Here is a 16,007-nt window from a genome sequence, read left to right as displayed (position 1 = left end):
CAGAATCCCCCCATGCACTTTCAGAACTCGACGGCTCCGACGCCGCCCCACCCGGAGCTCGACAGCCGCACCGCCTCGACCAAGATCGTGGTCGCGGGCGGGTTCGGCGCCGGGAAGACCACCTTCGTCGGTGCGGTCTCGGAGATCGTGCCGCTGCGCACCGAGGCCATGGTGACCGGCGTATCCGACGGTATCGACGACCTGTCCGCCACCCCGGGCAAGGAAACCACCACGGTGGCCATGGATTTCGGCCGCATCATCCTGCCCGGCAATCTGACGCTGTACCTGTTCGGCACGCCCGGACAGCGCCGATTCTGGTTCATGTGGGACGACCTGATCCGCGGTGCGATCGGCGCCGTCGTGCTGGTCGACACGCGCCGGATCGAGGACAGCTTCGCCGCGGTCGACTTCTTCGAGGCGCGCGGGCTCCCGTTCCTGGTGGCCGTCAACAGATTTCCGAGCGCACCGCGTTTCCCGGTCGCCGAACTGCGTGAGGCGCTGTCGATCCGCGAGGGTGTGCCGGTGGTCGACATCGACGCCCGTGACGCCGGGGAGGTGCGGCGGGCGCTCGCCGCGGTCACCGAATACGCGATTCAGCGGTTGACCGCCACCCACGCGACGGTGGGACAGAGCTGAGCGGTGCGAGCGGAGGGGAAGCGATGAACTACTTCACCATGGGGTACTGGGTGCTGGGCCTGGCACTCGGGGTTTCCGCGGCCGGCGCGGTCGTAGGACTGGCGTGTGTTCGCCAGTCGACGCTCTCGGTCACCGCGCGGTTCCGGATGGTGTGGCTCACCGCGGCGGCAGTGTCCATCGGCGGCGTCGGCACCTGGCTCGCGGTCTACGTCACCATGCTCGGCATCGGGGTGTCGACCGGTGAGATCCGTTACGACATCGCCCGGATGGTCGTAGCGACGGTCGTCGCGGTGGCGGGGGTCCTGGCGGGACTGGTGATCACGGGCAAGGTGAGCACGATCGTGCGGGTGATCACCGGCGGCGTGGTGATGGGCCTCGGCATCGGGATCATGCATCTGCTCGCCATGGGCGCCATCCGAGTGCAGGGATCGGTCGACGTGAACATCTGGATGTCGCTGGCGGCGGGAGCGCTGGCCATCGTGGCCTCGATCGGTTTGCTCTGGGCCACCACGCGTTTCGCCGCGATGCTGCCCCTGGCCGGTGCGGCCGTGCTGTACGCGGTGGCGGTCACCGCTGTGCACTACCTCGGTCAGGCCGGGGTACACGTCCATCTCGACACCGCGGTCGGCCAGCCCGGCGGCGACGATCTGTTCACCCTCTTCGTCCCGGTCTTCGTGGTGGGCACGCTGTCGCTCGCGGTACCGATCACCGCGGTCCTGGTCGCACCCGACCGCACCGGCACCACCCGCTCGCGGCAGCTGGCTCAGGCGGCGAATTCCACTGCCGGGCAGACCGCGTCGCCGGCCGCCAAGGCGCGGCCCGCGGGACGGACGCCGCAACCGGTGGGCTGAACCCCTCCACGCCGGCCGGCCGGACGGGGCCGAGCCGCACACAGACGAGAATCGGGGCGGGCCGTAGGGCCCGCCCCGATTGCGTTGCGCTGTCCGAGATTACGATTCGGCGGGCGCGTTGATCCGGTTGAAGTACTCGATCGCGACCAGCACGCCGGAGATGCCGCCGACGCCGACCAGACCGGCCGCGGCACCCAGCGGGGCGCCCAGAGCGGCACCGGTCAGGCAGCCGCCGATCCAGCCCGGAACGACCAGGAACGGGGTGCCGAGGACAGCGCCGAGCACGCAGCCGCCGGCCAGGCCGATCGCGGTGCCGACGAGGGTGCCGATGCTGGTGGCGATACCGAGCTCGTTGATCGCGCTCTGGTTGGCCGCGTCGAGATCCGAACGGCTGGCCACGTCGTGCAGCATCTGCGCCGGGTGGGCGGCAGCGCGGTCGGTGCTCGGGACCAGCGTGGCCTGATTGCCGTCGATCTGCGCGGCGATCGGGTACTCCAGACCGTCGTGCTGATAGCTCAGCGGAAATCCGGCTACTACCTTGCCCTGGTTGTCGCGAACCTGGAACTCGTTGCCTTCGGTCGTCAGCGATCCGGCGTCGGTCTTCACCACGACGGATTTGTCGACAACGTTTGCCGTGTAATGAATATCGGGGTTGGCGGCCGGAGCGGGAGCTGCGAATGCGGTGCCTGTGGAGATCCCAAGAGCAGCGATGACCAGAGCCGATGTTGCGGCGAACTTCCTGAGCTTCATTCCCTCATACACTTTCTTCAGCAGTTTGCGGCGCCGATACCCTGGCGCCTGAGCTCGAAATCGAAACCCTTAGACAGGCTGTCGTGACCCCATTACGAACACGTAACAAAGGCCGTTAATAAGCCGCCAAGAAGATGCCAGGAATGTTAAGAAGCTGAAAATTCGGACATTTTCGGGCCGATGAGCACCAGTTGGCAAATGTGCAGCCGCCCGCGAACCGGCCTCTTCCACTTCCGAATCGCGGCGGCGTCCGCACCCCTCACGGCCACGCCGGAACCGTCGCCCCACGGCGTGGGCGCCCCGGTCTCGATGCACGGGAGGGGTTCCGCGAATTACAGTGTGGAGCAGGCAATTCGGCCCGCCGCGGAAGCGATGAGAGAGGTACCGGATGTGACTCCGGAGCAGGAAGCGATGTTGCGCGATGTACAGGTTCAGCTGCGTGGCCCCGGTTTGGCGGGCTGGCCCCAGCTGGGCGACGACGATGGCTCGGACGGCGGCGCCATTTCGGAGCGGACGGTCGTCGAGGCGCTGGGTGCCGCGCTACGGCAGATCGGCGAGCTGCGCACCGAGATCGCCGACCTGGAGACGACGGTGCTGGAGCTGACCGGACAGACGCCGCCGCCGGCCGAATTGCCGTGGCCGCTGTCGCTGGTGGCCGCCCTGCTGGAGAATCCGGCGGCGGTGATCGGCGAGCAGATCGCGCGCTGGGAGTCACTGCTCGACGCGCTGCGGCCGAAGCCGGACGAGGCGCCACAGCCCGGGCAACGAGCCCTGGAAGCGCCGCCCTCCTCCGCGCGACGAGGGTGAAAGGCCCCGAAAGTGGCGATGAGCGGGTTCTCCTGTCACCAGGAGAACCCGCCCTCAGCCACGAGGGTACCGGCATCGGCCTCGGAAGGCAGCGTTTCCACCGGACTTTTTCCGACGCCAAAAACCAACCAGCAGTTGCCGATTCACGCTCCAGCTACCACATCGCAAGCCCAGTGGCGGCGATATCCCAGCTGACTCCGGTTTGTTCGATAACCAAGTGATCGCTCGATTCAGGCAAACGACACAAACCATCGATTGATCGGAACGTGTGTCCTACAGCCGGTTCGGGTCGACCAGCCCACGCCGGACGGCCGCGACCAACCGGCGCGGGACCTTGTGGACGACACCCCCGACACTCACCGGCACCAGGTCGGGAGCAGTCGCCTTCCAATTCGAACGCCGGCTGTGGGTATTGGCGCGCGACAGGCGTCGCTTCGGGACCGCCATATCAGTTCTCCCCGCGCACCGAGCCGGGACGCGGTGTGCGCCTGCCGTATTTGCGTTCGAATTTCTCCACCCGGCCCTGGGTGTCGAGGACGCGGTGCGCGCCGGTCCAGAACGGGTGGGAATCCGCGGTGACATCGACGGTGATCAGCGGATAGCTGTTGCCGTCGGACCATTCGACGGTGCGGACGCTCGTCGCCGTCGAACGAGTGAGGAAGCGTGTGCCGGTGCTCACATCCTCGAAGACCACCGGGTGGTACTCCGGGTGAATCCCTGATTTCATCGCCCTACCTTTCATTCGGCCGGGAATCGACACCGCGGCCGCCCGAGTTGTCGGATTGTGTTGTCTCGCAAGGATCCTCGTGGAATTCGCCGAACGGATCGGCCCAGTGCGCGACCAGATCCGGCGCATTGCGCAGCAGGATCATCTCGCCCTCGTCGAGCAAGGCCCAGTGCAGCGCGGTACGGATCTCGTCCGCATCGGCGCCGCAGGTGAGGATCACCAGCGAGATGTCGCGGTCCCCGAAATCCTCGTCCCAGCGCAGTGCCGCCAGCGCGCGCCGATCGGGGTCGACACACGCCAGTTCCGCGGGACTCATCGCCGCGAGCCACCGTCCCGCATCGCCGACCCGCAATCCGCCACCGGCGGATTCCAGCCACACCACACGCTCGGGCTGAGTCGCCAGCCATACCCGCCCACGCGCGGTGATCACACCCTCGAACAGCACATCCAGCGCTTCGTGCAGGCGGGTCGGATGAAATGGGCGAGCGGTGGCGAATTCGATCAACGCCACACCGTGTTCGGCCACCAGCGGCGGCCGGCCACGCAACAGCGGCGCATGTGCGTCGAAGACGCGGCCGCGCCGGGAATCGGCGGGAATGCGGTCGAGTAGCATCTCGATGCGCGCCGCGGCGATGTCGCGCCCGTCACCGGCCCAGATCGACGGAGCCCGGGGCACCAGCCGATCCACGACCGCCCGCACCACGTCGCGCTCCGCGTCGCTCACCTGATCGGCCGCGAAAACCACCAGCGCATCGGCGAATTCGACCTGTCCGACGGCGAGCTGCGCCACGGTTCGATCGTCGTCCCCAGGCCCTCCCGCCCGTTCGTCGACGGTCTCGTCACTCAGCGCGTCCGTCGGCCAGCTGCGCGCATCGAGGCCGGTGACCACCGCCTCGATCCGCACATCGCGACCGGCAAGGCCGTCCACGCGGCCCACCAGGCCGACCACGGGTACGGTGTCGATCGCGTGGCATACGGCTTCCGCCTCGAAGGCCGGGTCGAGCGCGATCACGATGCGGCGCACCGAATCCCGGGCCGCCAACCGGCACAGCAGCGGCAGCAGATCGGCGCGCAGGGTGCAGGAGACGCAGCCGTGCGCGAGTTCGTGCACGCTCGCGGTCTCCCGGCCGTCGAGGCGCACCCGGCGACGCACGACGCCTTCGCGCAGCGAACTCAGATCGTGTCGCACGACGACCGTGCCGGGCGCCGCGCCCAGCAGTCGCGCGATGTGGTCCATGCCGTCCGCGACCGGCCCCTGGAAGCCCGCCAGCAGCACGACGGGCGTGCGGCGGTCGGGATGTGACAGCACCGGAACCCCTTTCGATAACGATTTTCATTTGCTACAGCCTCACGGTACAGTCTGCGGCGACCGTTGTCGAAAATCATTTTCAGAAAGGAGCCCCATGTCGGCCCATTGCCAGGTCACCGGCCGCAAGCCGGGCTTCGGTAAGTCCGTCTCGCACTCCCACGTTCGGACCAACCGGCGCTGGGATCCGAACATCCAGCGCAAGACCTACTTCCTGCCCAGCGAGGGCCGCCGCATCACGTTGCGGGTCTCGGCCAAGGGCATCAAGACCATCGACCGCGACGGGATCGAAGCGGTCGTGGCCCGGGTCCGGGGTCGCGGGGAAAAGGTCTGATGGCGCGCAACAACGAGATCCGTCCCATCGTGAAACTGCGGTCGATGGCCGGCACCGGGTACACCTACGTCACCCGCAAGAACCGCCGCAACGACCCCGACCGCATGGTGCTGCGCAAATACGATCCGCTGCTGCGCCGGCACGTCGAATTCCGCGAGGAGCGGTGATGGCGAAGAAATCCAAGATCGCGCGCAACGAGCAACGCCGCGACATCGTGGCCCGCTACGCCGAACGCCGCGCCGAGCTCAAGGAGCTGATCCGCGATCCGGCCACCGACGACGATCGCCGGGCCGCAGCGCAGCTCGCGCTGCAGCGGCTGCCGCGCGACGCCAGTCCGGTACGATTGCGCAATCGGGACGCCACCGATGGCCGCCCCCGCGGTCATCTCCGCAAGTTCGGACTATCCCGGGTACGTGTGCGCGAGCTGGCCCACCGGGGGGAGCTGCCCGGTGTACACAAATCGAGTTGGTAGACCATCGCAGATCTCGTCGGAAGGAACCGGCAGGAGCGGTCGGGGCGCCCGCGCGACAGCGTAGGACCAGAGCTCACGCCGAGAAAGGATGGCCCACATGGCAGTCAAGCGAGCACCGTCGAAGCGGATCCGCGCCGAACAGGCCCGGCGGCCCAAGAAGAACCCGCTGATCGCGGCCGGCGTCGAAACCGTCGACTACAAGGATGTGAACCTGCTGCGCACGTTCATCTCCGACCGCGGCAAGATCCGTAGCCGCCGCGTCACCGGACTCACCCCGCAGCAGCAGCGGCAGGTGGCGGTCGCGGTGAAGAACGCGCGCGAGATGGCGCTGCTGCCGTTCACCAGCAGGTAGCGAACGGACAAACGAGCGCCCCCGATACCGCGGCATCGGGGGCGCTCGGTCGTTTCCCGGTCAGGGAATGGTCAGCAGCTGACCCTCGTTGATGACATCCGGATTCTCGATGCCGCTCGCCCCGGCGATCTCCAGGTAGCGGTTGCCGTCGCCGTAGAACCGTTCCGCGATGGCCCACAGCGTGTCACCGGACTCCACGGTGTAGGTGCGGGGTTCCGGCGCCGCCGGCGGCGGAGGCACCTGCTCGGCGGCCGGAGCGGCGACCGGCTCCTCGACCACGATCGGGCTGTCGGTGTTGGTACCCGACGCCCACAGCGAGGCGCCGTCCCGGCCGTACAGGACGAGGTTGCGGTCCGATTGCAGGACCAGATGATCGGCGGCCTGCCCGTTGGTGTCGGTGGCCCAGACGGGCCCGCTGCCGGAGTACAGCACAAAGTTGCCGTCCTCCTGCAGAACGGCGCGCTCGACGCCCCGCTCATGGGTCATGGTCGCCCACACCACGGTGCCGTCGGGCTCGGAAAGCACCAAGTTGCCGTCATTTTGGAGAGCCAGCGTGTACGCGCCGCCCTGAAGGGCCTGACCCAGGCCGAGTTCCTCGCCTACCTGCAACGTGTCGCCCACGCGGTGGATCCTTTCGAGAAGAGGTCGTGTCGATCGGTGATTCGATGGCGCAGAACCGCATTCGCTCATCGTTTGCGAACACTACTTGGCGCGCCCCGGATTTCGCAGCAGTTACGCGCCGGCGTTCGCAGAATGTTCACTGGGACGTGGCTCACAGCCACCTCGCCCCCGCCGATAGGGTGACTCCATGGACTCCATCCCCGGACGACGCCGCATCGCAGCGGCGGCACTCGCGCTCCTCGCACTACCGGCCCTCCTGGTCACCGCCTGCGGGAACTCCGACAACGGTGGGGCACAAGCGAATACGACGACAGCCGCGGTGAGCACTCCCACCGAGCAGAATCCACCGCAGCCCGGCCGGATGTTCACCGCCAACTCGACGATCACCAATCCGCACCCGCTGCCGTTCGACAGTTGGAGCCGGGTGGCCCCGGACCGGATCGCGGTGAATTTCCAGATCGGCTCACCGGAGTGTTACGGCGTGGACGCGACCACCACCGAAACCGACAGCACCGTCACCGTCGCCCTGAAGGCCGGCACCCTGCCCGAGGCGGCCGGGCGCATGTGCACCATGATCGCCGTCTTCGGCACCCTGGAGATTCCGCTGAAGAAGCCGCTGGGCGACCGGAAAGTGTTGAGCGCGAACTGATTCGCCCGGGTCAGCGAACGGCACCGTCGAACGACGTCGCCGCCCGCCGGAGACTCCGGCGGGCGGCGACGTTCGTGTTCACCGATCAGTGCGCGAAGTGACGCGCCCCGGTGAGGTACATCGTGACTCCGGCCTCTCGGCACGCATCGATGGTCAGCTGATCGCGCACCGAACCACCCGGCTGCACAATGGCTTTCACGCCCGCGGCGATCAGCTGCTGCGGACCGTCGGGGAACGGGAAGTAGGCGTCGGAGGCCGCCACCGAACCCTTGGCGCGGTCACCGGCGCGCAGCACCGCCAGATGGACGGCGTCGACCCGGTTGACCTGCCCCATGCCGACCCCGACCGAGGCGCCGTCGTGGGCCAGCAGAATCGCATTCGATTTCACGGCTCGGCATGCGCGCCAGGCGAATTCGAGGTCGGCGAGAGTTTCGGCATCGGCTGCTTCGCCGGTGGCGAGCGTCCAGTTGGCGGGGTCGTCACCGTCCGCGTCGACGATATCGGTCTGCTGCAGCAGCGCGCCGCCACTGATCGGCCGCAGTTCGACGCCACCGCGCCGGGGCTCGTCGGCGATCAGGATGCGCACGTTCTTCTTGCGCTGCAGCACCTCCACCGCGCCGTCGGCGTAGCCCGGAGCCACGATGACCTCGGTGAAGATCTCGGCCACCTGTTCGGCCATCTCGACGGTGACCTCGCGGTTGGCCGCGATCACGCCGCCGAACGCACTCACCGGATCGCAGGCATGCGCCTTGCGGTGCGCTTCGGCGATATCGGCACCGACCGCAATGCCGCACGGATTGGCGTGCTTCACGATGGCCACCGCGGGTTCGGCGTGGTCCCAGGCGGCCCGCCAGGCGGCATCGGCATCGGTGTAGTTGTTGTACGACATCTCCTTGCCGTGCACCTGCTTCGCCTGCGCCAGCCCGGCCGGGCCGGAGTCGTTGCGATACAGCGCCGCCGCCTGATGCGGATTCTCGCCGTAGCGCAGCACCGCGTCGCGGGTCCACACACCGCCCATCCAGGACGGGAACCGGCTGTCCGCGTCGGAGTCCGCGGAATCGTCGGCGGTCGGCACGTTGGTCATCCAGCTCGCGACCGCGACGTCGTAACTCGCGGTGTGCTGGAAAGCCTTGGCCGCCAGCGTGGTTCGCTCGGCGAGGGTGAAACCGCCACCGCGCACCGCCGCCAGCACGTCGTCGTAGTCACCGGTGTCGACCACGACCGCGACCGAGGGGTGGTTCTTCGCGGCCGCTCGCACCATCGACGGACCGCCGATATCGATCTGCTCGACGCATTCGTCGGGTGTGGCGCCACTGGCGACGGTCTGTGTGAACGGATACAGGTTCACCACCACCAGCTGGAATGCCTCGACGCCCAGCTCCACCAGCTGATCGAGGTGTTCCTGCTTGCGGGTGTCGGCGAGGATGCCGGCGTGCACGCGGGGATGCAGCGTCTTCACCCGGCCGTCGAGGGTTTCGGGGAAACCGGTGAGGTCTTCGACCTTGGTCACCGGAATTCCGGCATCGGCGATGCGGGCGGCGGTCGAACCGGTCGACACCAGCTCGACACCGGCCTCGTTCAGTCCGGTGGCCAGCTCGATGAGCCCGGTTTTGTCATAGACGCTCACCAACGCCCTGCGGATCGCCCTGCGTGCACTAACCGGGGCCTCACTCATCTGGAATTACTGCCTTTCGTCCGTCGCAGACAATGCCTCGCGTGGCGACGGCGGCGACGGTCTCCGCCAGCAGCCGACGCTCCACAACTTTGATGCGCTCGTGCAGACTCGCCTCGTCGTCACCGGGCAGCACCGCGACCGGCTCCTGAGCGAGGATCGGTCCGGTGTCGACGCCCGCGTCGACCAGATGCACGGTCGAACCCGTCACCCGCACTCCGTATGCCAACGCATCGCGCACCCCGTGCGCGCCCGGGAAGGCCGGCAGCAGCGCGGGATGAGTGTTGATGATCCGGCCCTCGAATCGCTCCAGGAATTTCGGACCGAACAGGCGCATGAATCCCGCGGACACCACCAGGTCGGGGGCGTAGGCGGCAACCGCGTCGGTGAGCGCGATATCCCAGGCGGACCGATCGGGATGGTCGGCGGGGGCGACACGGAAAGCCGGGATGCCGGCCCGCACCGCATGGTCGGTCGCCGCGCAGATCCGGTCCACGCCCACGGCGGCGATGCGCGCCGGGTAATCCGGGCGCTCGGTGGCCGTGATCAGCGATTGCAGCAGCGATCCCGTGCCCGAGGCGAGTACGACAAGGGTCGCAGGCGCGGTCGGAGGGACCAGCTGGGCGGGCGGGGTGGTCAGCGCTCTACTCCCTGTGCGTCGGGGCTGCCGGAGGGCGGCGAACCCGAGGTCCGCCGGGTTAGAGCCTAACGACCGCCCCTGCCGGGACTCTCCGGCAGGTCACCCTCTACCACTTCGGCGTCGACGATGTCGGAGTTCCCGGCGTCGAATTCGTCGTCCGGATCGGCGTGCGCGGGCGCGAGGTCGTCGTCGAGCAGTTCGCCGTCGACCGCCACCACCTCGACGGAGCCGGTGCGGCGGTAAGCCGGTCGTGGATAGTCGTCCTCGACGGCGATACCGTCGACATCGTCCTCGAATTCGTATTCGACATAGCGCGGGTCGTCGTACAGCTGGTCGATGTAGCCCGGCTCGGCGCGGTCGTCGTAGTCGTCGTCACGGTCGAAGTCCGGGTCGTAGCCGTGATCCCGGTGCTCGTGGTCGTACCCGTCCCTGTCGTACTCGTCCCCGTCGTTCTCGTCAATGTCGTACTCGTCTCGCGAGTAGTCAGTAGGCAGGTACCGGCCGCGGTGGCCGGAACGCCCGCCGAACCCCAGCTCGACCACAGCGGGCGGAATTCCGAGAATCCTTCTCCCGCACAGCAATCCGAGATATCCGGCCACGGTCAGCCAGGCGAAGGTCAATCCCGCGGTGACCAGCACGCCGGGACCGATCTCGCCGAACGACCCGACCGCGCCGCCCGCCGGAAGTCCCAGCAGCACCATGGCGAGCGCCGCGAGCGCCGCCGAGAACACCGTCGCCCACGGACTGCGCACCTCGTCGGCGGAGTCGCGCGCGCAGTCCAGCCCGCCACGCACGCCGACCGCCGCCGGAACCAGCAGCAACACCGGCCACCAGGCGGCCGCGGGCCCGCTCGGCACCGCCGCGAGTACCGGCAGCGCGGGCACCGGCGCCCCGGCGACCGAGAAGACGCTCAGCGCCCCGGCGCCGATGTGCACGTCCGCACCGATCAGAACGCTGGTCGCTGCGATCACGACGTTCGGCAGATAGGCCAGCGACAGCACGGTCAACCCGACGACACCCGCGAAATTCCCTGCGGCCGCATAGGTATCGCCGATCACCGACCAGTGCAGCACGAACGACACCAGCGTGAGGATCGCCCCGCCGAGCAGCAGCCGCCACAGCGCCCGCGCCGCCGCCCGCGCCCCGGCGAAAACCCAGTCCGGCAGATAAGAGGCGATCCGGTCGCGTAGCGCATTGGGCCGGGTCGCGATCCCGGTGGCCGCCGCGAGCAGATGTAAACCCCCGACACAGCAGAAGGCGGTGAGCGTATCGGGCGACTGCAGGGGCACGGCCGTCGCGGCGTCCTCGGCTACGGCCAGGCAGACGGCGGTGACCAGCAGCGGGCCCGCGAGCGCGGCGCCGACGATCCAGCCCAGATCGGCCCGCGAGGAGCGCGGCGAGACGGCATGCGCGCAGTCGCGCATGGTCAGCCACAACACCACCGCGGTCGGCAGCAGCGGCAGCAGGCCGAGTGAGGTCTTGCCGACCACGACCGGGACCTGATGCACGGCCAGCCATCCGGCCGCGATCGCGCCGGACGCGCCGGTCATACCGCTGCCCGCGGCCATCAGCGTGACCAGCACGATCGCCACGATGGCGACCACGGTGAAACTCGACGCGCGAGCCGCGATGATGAGCAGCACCTTGGCCCGCTCGGGACTCAGTGAGAGGAATACCGGATCCTCGGGTCCGTCCGCGCCCGGGCCGTGACCGCTCCGCTGCTGCGGCGCATCGCCGTGCGAGTGAGCCTGCGCCGGTCTCGCGCCGGCCCGCTGTTCGCGAAGGTCGGCCCATCGGACCAGTGCGGACTTCATAGAACTACCTCGCGGGATCCTGGTTGACTCGTCCGGTTGACTCGCCGAAGCACGACACGACCACCGACATGTCAGGGTGTCAGCTGGAAACGGATCGGCGAGTCAGGCGCGCCGTGAAGAGCGCCTGACTCGCCGATCGTCGCGTCGGAGCGGATCTACTTCTGGTCGTCCTCGGGACGGAAGGCCTTGGTGGCGTCGGCGGCCGGGTTGCCGGTCTGCTCGCCACCGAACGGCTGGGCGCCGGGCTGACCGGTCTGCCCCGCCTGGCCCTGCTGGCCCTGCTGACCGAAGTTCAGCGAACCGTACTGCTGGCCGGGCTGGCCGGGCTGCTGGCCCGCGGCGCCGAAGTGCTGGGTCGCGGCCTCGTCACCACCGGTCTGCGGGCGCTGACCGTAGGGCGACTGGGCAGCCTGCTGGCCGTAACCCTGCTGGCCCGGCTGACCGTAGGGCTGCTGGCCGGGCTGGCCGTACGGCGAGGGCTGCTGGCCGTACTGCCCCTGGGCGTACTGCTGGCCGTACTGCCCGTAGCCGGCCTGCTGCTGACCTGCCTGCTGCTGGGCCTGACTCTGCGCCTGGCCGTACTGCTGGCCGTACTGGCCGTAAGCGGCCTGCTGGCCGGCCTGGGCCTGACCGTAGGACTGCTGCTGGGCAGGCTGGCTCTGGCCGTAGGAGGACTGCTGGCCGTAGGCGCTCGACCCGCCGGCGCCGGGAGCGGCGGCCGCCGGCTTGGCCTCGGGCGCGGAGAGGATTCCGGTCTCGAACAGCAGCGCGACCACGGCGGCGGCGAGCTGCACGAGCGCCAGGAAGACCAGGACCCAGGCGGTGCCGGCGGTCTTGTACAGCGTCGGCGTCACGAACGCCTGGAACAGGACGCCGAGGAAGCCGGCCGCCGAAGCCGCCGCGACCACCCCGTTCTTGGCTTCCTGCTTGGGCAGCAAGGCGATACCGGCCACGAGACCCGCGAACAGCAGCAGCAACAGCGGGGCCGTGCCGCCCTCCTGGAACAGGCTCATGCCCTTGTCGGGCTCCTTGGAGCTGTTCATCGCGCCCTCGTCGAAGGTCGAGAAATCGAGGAAGCCCAGGAAGAAGTTGATTACGCCCAGCGCGGCGATTCCGACGGTCAGGTAGAACGTCAGACCCTTGCCGCTCAACGCCGAAAGCCCCGAGCCGCCGCCGGTACTACCTGTCGGCTGCTGGCCGAAGCTCGGGGCGGACGAGGGTGTGGGCCCGGGCGTCTGATTGGGCGCGTTGTACCCGGATCCCCCGGTCGGGTAGGACATGTGGTCGTCTCCTATCGAGTCCTTCATCGGCTTTCAGGCTGAATGCCCTTGACGCTACTGCACTCGAGCGCGCCGGTCACGGCCACGACGCCACTGGCGGCAAGCTCGAGAATTCACTATGAACCGCATACCCGTCTCGATCGTGTTGTCACCGAAGACGATCGGAGGTATCGGATGGACGTTTCGGAAATGTTCTGCACGGTGGTGCGGACGCTGGGCCTGTGCCACCTGCTCCCGGCACCCTGAACGACGGTTGTTCCCTGCCCACGACAACCGCTGCCGACCTGCCCACTGCCCGGCAGCACGTCGTTCACCTGCCGAGATGAAAGAAGGCCGCCTTGTCGCAACAAGGCGGCCTTCGCAGTACCTGCGATCAGGCGGTGATCGAGGCCTTCTCCAGGATCTCGCGCGCCAGGGCGGCGGTCTCGGACGGGGTCTTGCCGACCTTCACGCCCGCGGCCTCGAGGGCCTCCTTCTTCGCGGCCGCGGTACCCGAGGAACCGGACACGATGGCGCCGGCGTGGCCCATGGTCTTGCCCTCCGGCGCGGTGAAGCCCGCGACGTAGCCGACGACCGGCTTGGTCACGTTCTCCTTGATGTAGGCCGCGGCCCGCTCCTCGGCGTCGCCGCCGATCTCGCCGATCATGACGATGAGCTTGGTCTCCGGGTCCTTCTCGAAAGCCTCGATGGCGTCGATGTGGGTGGTGCCGATGACCGGGTCGCCACCGATGCCGATGGAGGTCGAGAAGCCGAAGTCACGCAGCTCGTACATCATCTGGTAGGTCAGGGTGCCCGACTTCGACACCAGGCCGATCGGACCCTTGCCGGTGATGTTGGCCGGGGTGATGCCCACCAGCGACTCGCCCGGGGTGATGATGCCGGGGCAGTTGGGGCCGATGATCCGGGTCTTGTTGCCCTTCTCCACGTTGTAGGCCCACGCGTAGGCGGTGTCCTGCACCGGGATGCCCTCGGTGATGACCACCAGCAGCGGGATCTCCGCATCGATGGCCTCGATGATGGCGTCCTTGGCGAACTTCGGCGGCACGAAGGCGATCGACACATCGGCGCCGGTCTCCTTGATGGCCTCGGCGACGGTGCCGAACACCGGCAGCTCGACGGACGAGCCGTCCTTGGCGGTGTGTGACACGGTTGTGCCGGCCTTGCGGGCGTTGACGCCGCCGACGACCTGGGTGCCCGCCTTCAGCATCAGCGCGGTGTGCTTGGTGCCCTCACCGCCGGTGATGCCCTGGACGATGACCTTGGAGTCCTTGTTCAGGAAGATAGACATGTTCTCTTGTCCTTACTTGGCCGTGCCGTTGGAAGACGCCGCCAGTTCGGCTGCTTTATCTGCGCCTTCGTCCATGGTCTGGGCGAGGGTGACCAGCGGGTGGTTGGCATCGACGAGGATCTTGCGACCCTCCTCGACCTTGTTGCCGTCGAGACGGACGACCAGCGGCTTGTTCGCCTCCGACCCCAGGATCTCCAGGGCCTTGACGATGCCGTTGGCCACCGCGTCACACGCGGTGATGCCGCCGAACACGTTCACGAACACGCTCTTGACCTGCGCGTCGTTGAGGATCACGTCGAGACCGTTGGCCATCACCTCGGCCGAGGCACCACCACCGATGTCGAGGAAGTTGGCCGGCTTCACGCCGTTGTGCTTCTCACCGGCGTAGGCGACGACGTCCAGGGTCGACATGACCAGGCCGGCGCCGTTGCCGATGATGCCGACCTCACCGTCGAGCTTGACGTAGTTGAGGTCGTTCTCCTTGGCCTTGAGCTCCAGCGGATCGGTGGCGTCACGATCGGCGAACTCGGCGTGGTCGGGGTGGCGGAAGTCGGCGTTCTCGTCCAGGGTGACCTTGCCGTCCAGCGCCAGGATCTCGTTCTCCGGCGTGCGGACCAGCGGGTTCACCTCGACCAGGGTCGCGTCTTCGGCGACGAAGACCTCCCACAGCTTCTGAATGGTCACCGCGGCGGCGTCCAGCACGTCGGCGGGCAGGTGGCCCTGCTCGGCGATGGAGCGCGCGAAGGCCAGGTCCACACCCTTGACGGCGTCGACCGGCACCTTGGCCAGGCGGTCGGGCTTGGTGGCGGCGACCTCTTCGATCTCCATACCGCCCTCGACCGAGCACATGGCCAGGTAGGTGCGGTTGGCGCGATCGAGCAGGAAGGAGATGTAGTACTCCTCCGCGATGTCCTTGGCCTCGGCGACCAGGATCTTCTTGGTCACGTGGCCCTTGATGTCCAGGCCCAGGATGTTGGAGGCGTGGGTGAAGGCGTCGTCCGGGGTGGCGGCGTACTTCACACCACCGGCCTTACCGCGGCCACCGACCTTGACCTGCGACTTGATCATCACAGGCTTGCCGATTTCGGTCGCGATGGCACGGGCGTCCTCGGCCGAGTCCGTGACGCGGCCCTCCGACGAAGGCACTCCGTGCTTCACGAAGAGTTCCTTCGCCTGATATTCGAAGAGATCCATGTACTCACCGTCTCGTCTGCGTTGTTGTGACAACGACTTTGTTGGCGGCCCGTCGTCGGAAGCGGGTCGAGTCGGACTCTAATCAGTTCGATGTCGCCGAAATCAGCCGCATACAGCCTAAGTGGCGCAGGTCACGAGCGGTCATCCGCCCGGGCAAAACCGCTGGCCAAGGCTACTGGCGAGTAGCTTGCTGACACGCCGCCAGGTAGGGCGGACGATGGTCCGAATTGCCACATTGGCTACTACATAGTGTAGTTGCCTGTTCTCACTCGCGTGCCCAGCGGGATGTGAGATATTCCGAGAGCCAGACGTGATCAATCTCACAAGTACCCCCTTATCGAGCGGAGCGCTTGCCCACCTGCAATCGTTTCGTTACCGTCGATGCGGTCGATGTCACAGCCAGATCACAGGCGTGGCGGGAATACTCATCACTCGGTCGGAAGACCCAGCTGGTAGAACACCTGGTACAAGACATCGGCGAACCCACCCGGATGAGGCCGCGTACACCGCACCGATCAGGAGGACGGCAGGCTTGTTGCAGCACAGTGCTCCGCAGGTAGCGAGCCGTTGTACCGGCGCAGCGCGTCCCGCGTCATCCGGCTCCCCCGCGTTAT

Annotated in this window: 19 protein-coding genes; 8 read left to right on the top strand and 11 right to left on the bottom strand. The window is 67.8% G+C overall.

Annotated features, from left to right (window positions below):
* The first annotated feature begins 12 nt into the window (after nucleotides 1-12).
* Together ACPCUW_RS02680 and ACPCUW_RS02675 are read left to right on the top strand one after the other, a co-directional pair.
* The gene (locus ACPCUW_RS02680; RefSeq protein WP_051755848.1) at nucleotides 13-636 is read left to right on the top strand and encodes a GTP-binding protein; all 624 of its coding nucleotides are present in this window, start codon (nucleotides 13-15) and stop codon (nucleotides 634-636) included.
* A 23-nt stretch (nucleotides 637-659) separates the two neighbouring features.
* The gene (locus tag ACPCUW_RS02675) at nucleotides 660-1,487 is read left to right on the top strand and encodes an MHYT domain-containing protein (protein WP_064905827.1); all 828 of its coding nucleotides are present in this window, start codon (nucleotides 660-662) and stop codon (nucleotides 1,485-1,487) included.
* A 99-nt stretch (nucleotides 1,488-1,586) separates the two neighbouring features.
* Here the strand turns inward: ACPCUW_RS02675 and ACPCUW_RS02670 are convergent, their stop codons facing one another.
* Nucleotides 1,587-2,096 carry a hypothetical protein gene (locus tag ACPCUW_RS02670; RefSeq protein WP_227462778.1) on the bottom strand — a complete coding sequence of 170 codons (510 nt, stop codon included), beginning with the start codon at nucleotides 2,094-2,096 and terminating at the stop codon, nucleotides 1,587-1,589.
* Nucleotides 2,097-2,627: 531 nt separating this feature from the next.
* Between ACPCUW_RS02670 and ACPCUW_RS02665 the strand changes: the two genes are divergently transcribed.
* Nucleotides 2,628-3,044 (top strand): hypothetical protein, encoded by a 417-nt coding sequence (locus ACPCUW_RS02665; RefSeq protein WP_423423563.1) that lies wholly within the window; start codon nucleotides 2,628-2,630, stop codon nucleotides 3,042-3,044.
* 273 nt (nucleotides 3,045-3,317) lie between these two features.
* On the opposite strand, the gene rpmF is transcribed toward ACPCUW_RS02665, so the two are convergent.
* The 3 genes from rpmF to mrf are packed head-to-tail and all read right to left on the bottom strand — an operon-like array spanning nucleotide 3,318 to nucleotide 5,080.
* Entirely contained in the window at nucleotides 3,318-3,491 is a 174-nt protein-coding gene (gene rpmF / locus ACPCUW_RS02660) for a 50S ribosomal protein L32 (protein ID WP_104407252.1), read from the bottom strand.
* 1 nt (nucleotide 3,492) lies between these two features.
* Nucleotides 3,493-3,771 (bottom strand): type B 50S ribosomal protein L31, encoded by a 279-nt coding sequence (locus tag ACPCUW_RS02655; protein WP_104407251.1) that lies wholly within the window; start codon nucleotides 3,769-3,771, stop codon nucleotides 3,493-3,495.
* A gap of 4 nt (nucleotides 3,772-3,775) precedes the next feature.
* On the bottom strand, nucleotides 3,776-5,080 hold the full coding sequence (gene mrf / locus ACPCUW_RS02650; protein ID WP_423423562.1) for a ribosome hibernation factor-recruiting GTPase MRF: 1,305 nt from the start codon (nucleotides 5,078-5,080) through the stop codon (nucleotides 3,776-3,778).
* 94 nt (nucleotides 5,081-5,174) lie between these two features.
* Here mrf and rpmB point away from each other — a divergent pair, with 94 nt between their 5' ends.
* From rpmB to rpsR, 4 genes are all read left to right on the top strand, one after another.
* Entirely contained in the window at nucleotides 5,175-5,411 is a 237-nt protein-coding gene (gene rpmB, locus ACPCUW_RS02645) for a 50S ribosomal protein L28 (protein WP_423423561.1), read from the top strand.
* A complete protein-coding gene (gene rpmG, locus ACPCUW_RS02640; RefSeq protein WP_423423560.1) occupies nucleotides 5,411-5,578 on the top strand; it encodes a 50S ribosomal protein L33 in 168 nt (55 codons plus the stop codon). Before rpmB ends, rpmG begins: the two co-directional genes overlap by 1 nt.
* Nucleotides 5,578-5,883, top strand: a complete 306-nt coding sequence (gene rpsN, locus ACPCUW_RS02635) for a 30S ribosomal protein S14 (RefSeq protein WP_030515086.1) — start codon at nucleotides 5,578-5,580, stop codon at nucleotides 5,881-5,883. Before rpmG ends, rpsN begins: the two co-directional genes overlap by 1 nt.
* A 97-nt stretch (nucleotides 5,884-5,980) precedes the next feature.
* Nucleotides 5,981-6,235, top strand: a complete 255-nt coding sequence (gene rpsR, locus ACPCUW_RS02630; RefSeq protein WP_040722001.1) for a 30S ribosomal protein S18 — start codon at nucleotides 5,981-5,983, stop codon at nucleotides 6,233-6,235.
* A 60-nt stretch (nucleotides 6,236-6,295) separates the two neighbouring features.
* On the opposite strand, the gene ACPCUW_RS02625 is transcribed toward rpsR, so the two are convergent.
* Entirely contained in the window at nucleotides 6,296-6,856 is a 561-nt protein-coding gene (locus ACPCUW_RS02625) for a LysM peptidoglycan-binding domain-containing protein (protein ID WP_423423559.1), read from the bottom strand.
* 187 nt (nucleotides 6,857-7,043) lie between these two features.
* Here ACPCUW_RS02625 and ACPCUW_RS02620 point away from each other — a divergent pair, with 187 nt between their 5' ends.
* Entirely contained in the window at nucleotides 7,044-7,505 is a 462-nt protein-coding gene (locus ACPCUW_RS02620; protein WP_051755844.1) for a hypothetical protein, read from the top strand.
* Between the two features lie 85 nt (nucleotides 7,506-7,590).
* Here ACPCUW_RS02620 and purH read toward each other — a convergent pair whose 3' ends face one another.
* The 6 genes from purH to sucC all read right to left on the bottom strand — a co-directional run bounded on the left by purH (nucleotide 7,591) and on the right by sucC (nucleotide 15,393).
* On the bottom strand, nucleotides 7,591-9,180 hold the full coding sequence (purH, locus tag ACPCUW_RS02615) for a bifunctional phosphoribosylaminoimidazolecarboxamide formyltransferase/IMP cyclohydrolase (protein WP_423423558.1): 1,590 nt from the start codon (nucleotides 9,178-9,180) through the stop codon (nucleotides 7,591-7,593).
* Entirely contained in the window at nucleotides 9,173-9,817 is a 645-nt protein-coding gene (gene purN / locus ACPCUW_RS02610) for a phosphoribosylglycinamide formyltransferase (RefSeq protein ID WP_174554974.1), read from the bottom strand. The genes purH and purN overlap by 8 nt, the downstream gene beginning before the upstream one ends.
* A gap of 65 nt (nucleotides 9,818-9,882) precedes the next feature.
* Nucleotides 9,883-11,631 carry a DUF6350 family protein gene (locus tag ACPCUW_RS02605; protein WP_423423557.1) on the bottom strand — a complete coding sequence of 583 codons (1,749 nt, stop codon included), beginning with the start codon at nucleotides 11,629-11,631 and terminating at the stop codon, nucleotides 9,883-9,885.
* A 155-nt stretch (nucleotides 11,632-11,786) separates the two neighbouring features.
* A complete protein-coding gene (locus ACPCUW_RS02600; protein ID WP_423423556.1) occupies nucleotides 11,787-12,938 on the bottom strand; it encodes a DUF5336 domain-containing protein in 1,152 nt (383 codons plus the stop codon).
* A 346-nt stretch (nucleotides 12,939-13,284) separates the two neighbouring features.
* On the bottom strand, nucleotides 13,285-14,199 hold the full coding sequence (gene sucD, locus ACPCUW_RS02595) for a succinate--CoA ligase subunit alpha (protein ID WP_423423555.1): 915 nt from the start codon (nucleotides 14,197-14,199) through the stop codon (nucleotides 13,285-13,287).
* 12 nt (nucleotides 14,200-14,211) lie between these two features.
* On the bottom strand, nucleotides 14,212-15,393 hold the full coding sequence (sucC, locus tag ACPCUW_RS02590; protein WP_423423554.1) for an ADP-forming succinate--CoA ligase subunit beta: 1,182 nt from the start codon (nucleotides 15,391-15,393) through the stop codon (nucleotides 14,212-14,214).
* Nucleotides 15,394-16,007: the final 614 nt, after the last annotated feature.

Origin of the sequence: Nocardia sp. AB354 (assembly GCF_049538315.1) — a bacterium.
GTDB classification, from domain to species: domain Bacteria; phylum Actinomycetota; class Actinomycetes; order Mycobacteriales; family Mycobacteriaceae; genus Nocardia; species Nocardia nova.
Note: the sequence above shows the minus strand (reverse complement) of the source record. Positions and strands in the feature narration are given on the sequence as shown.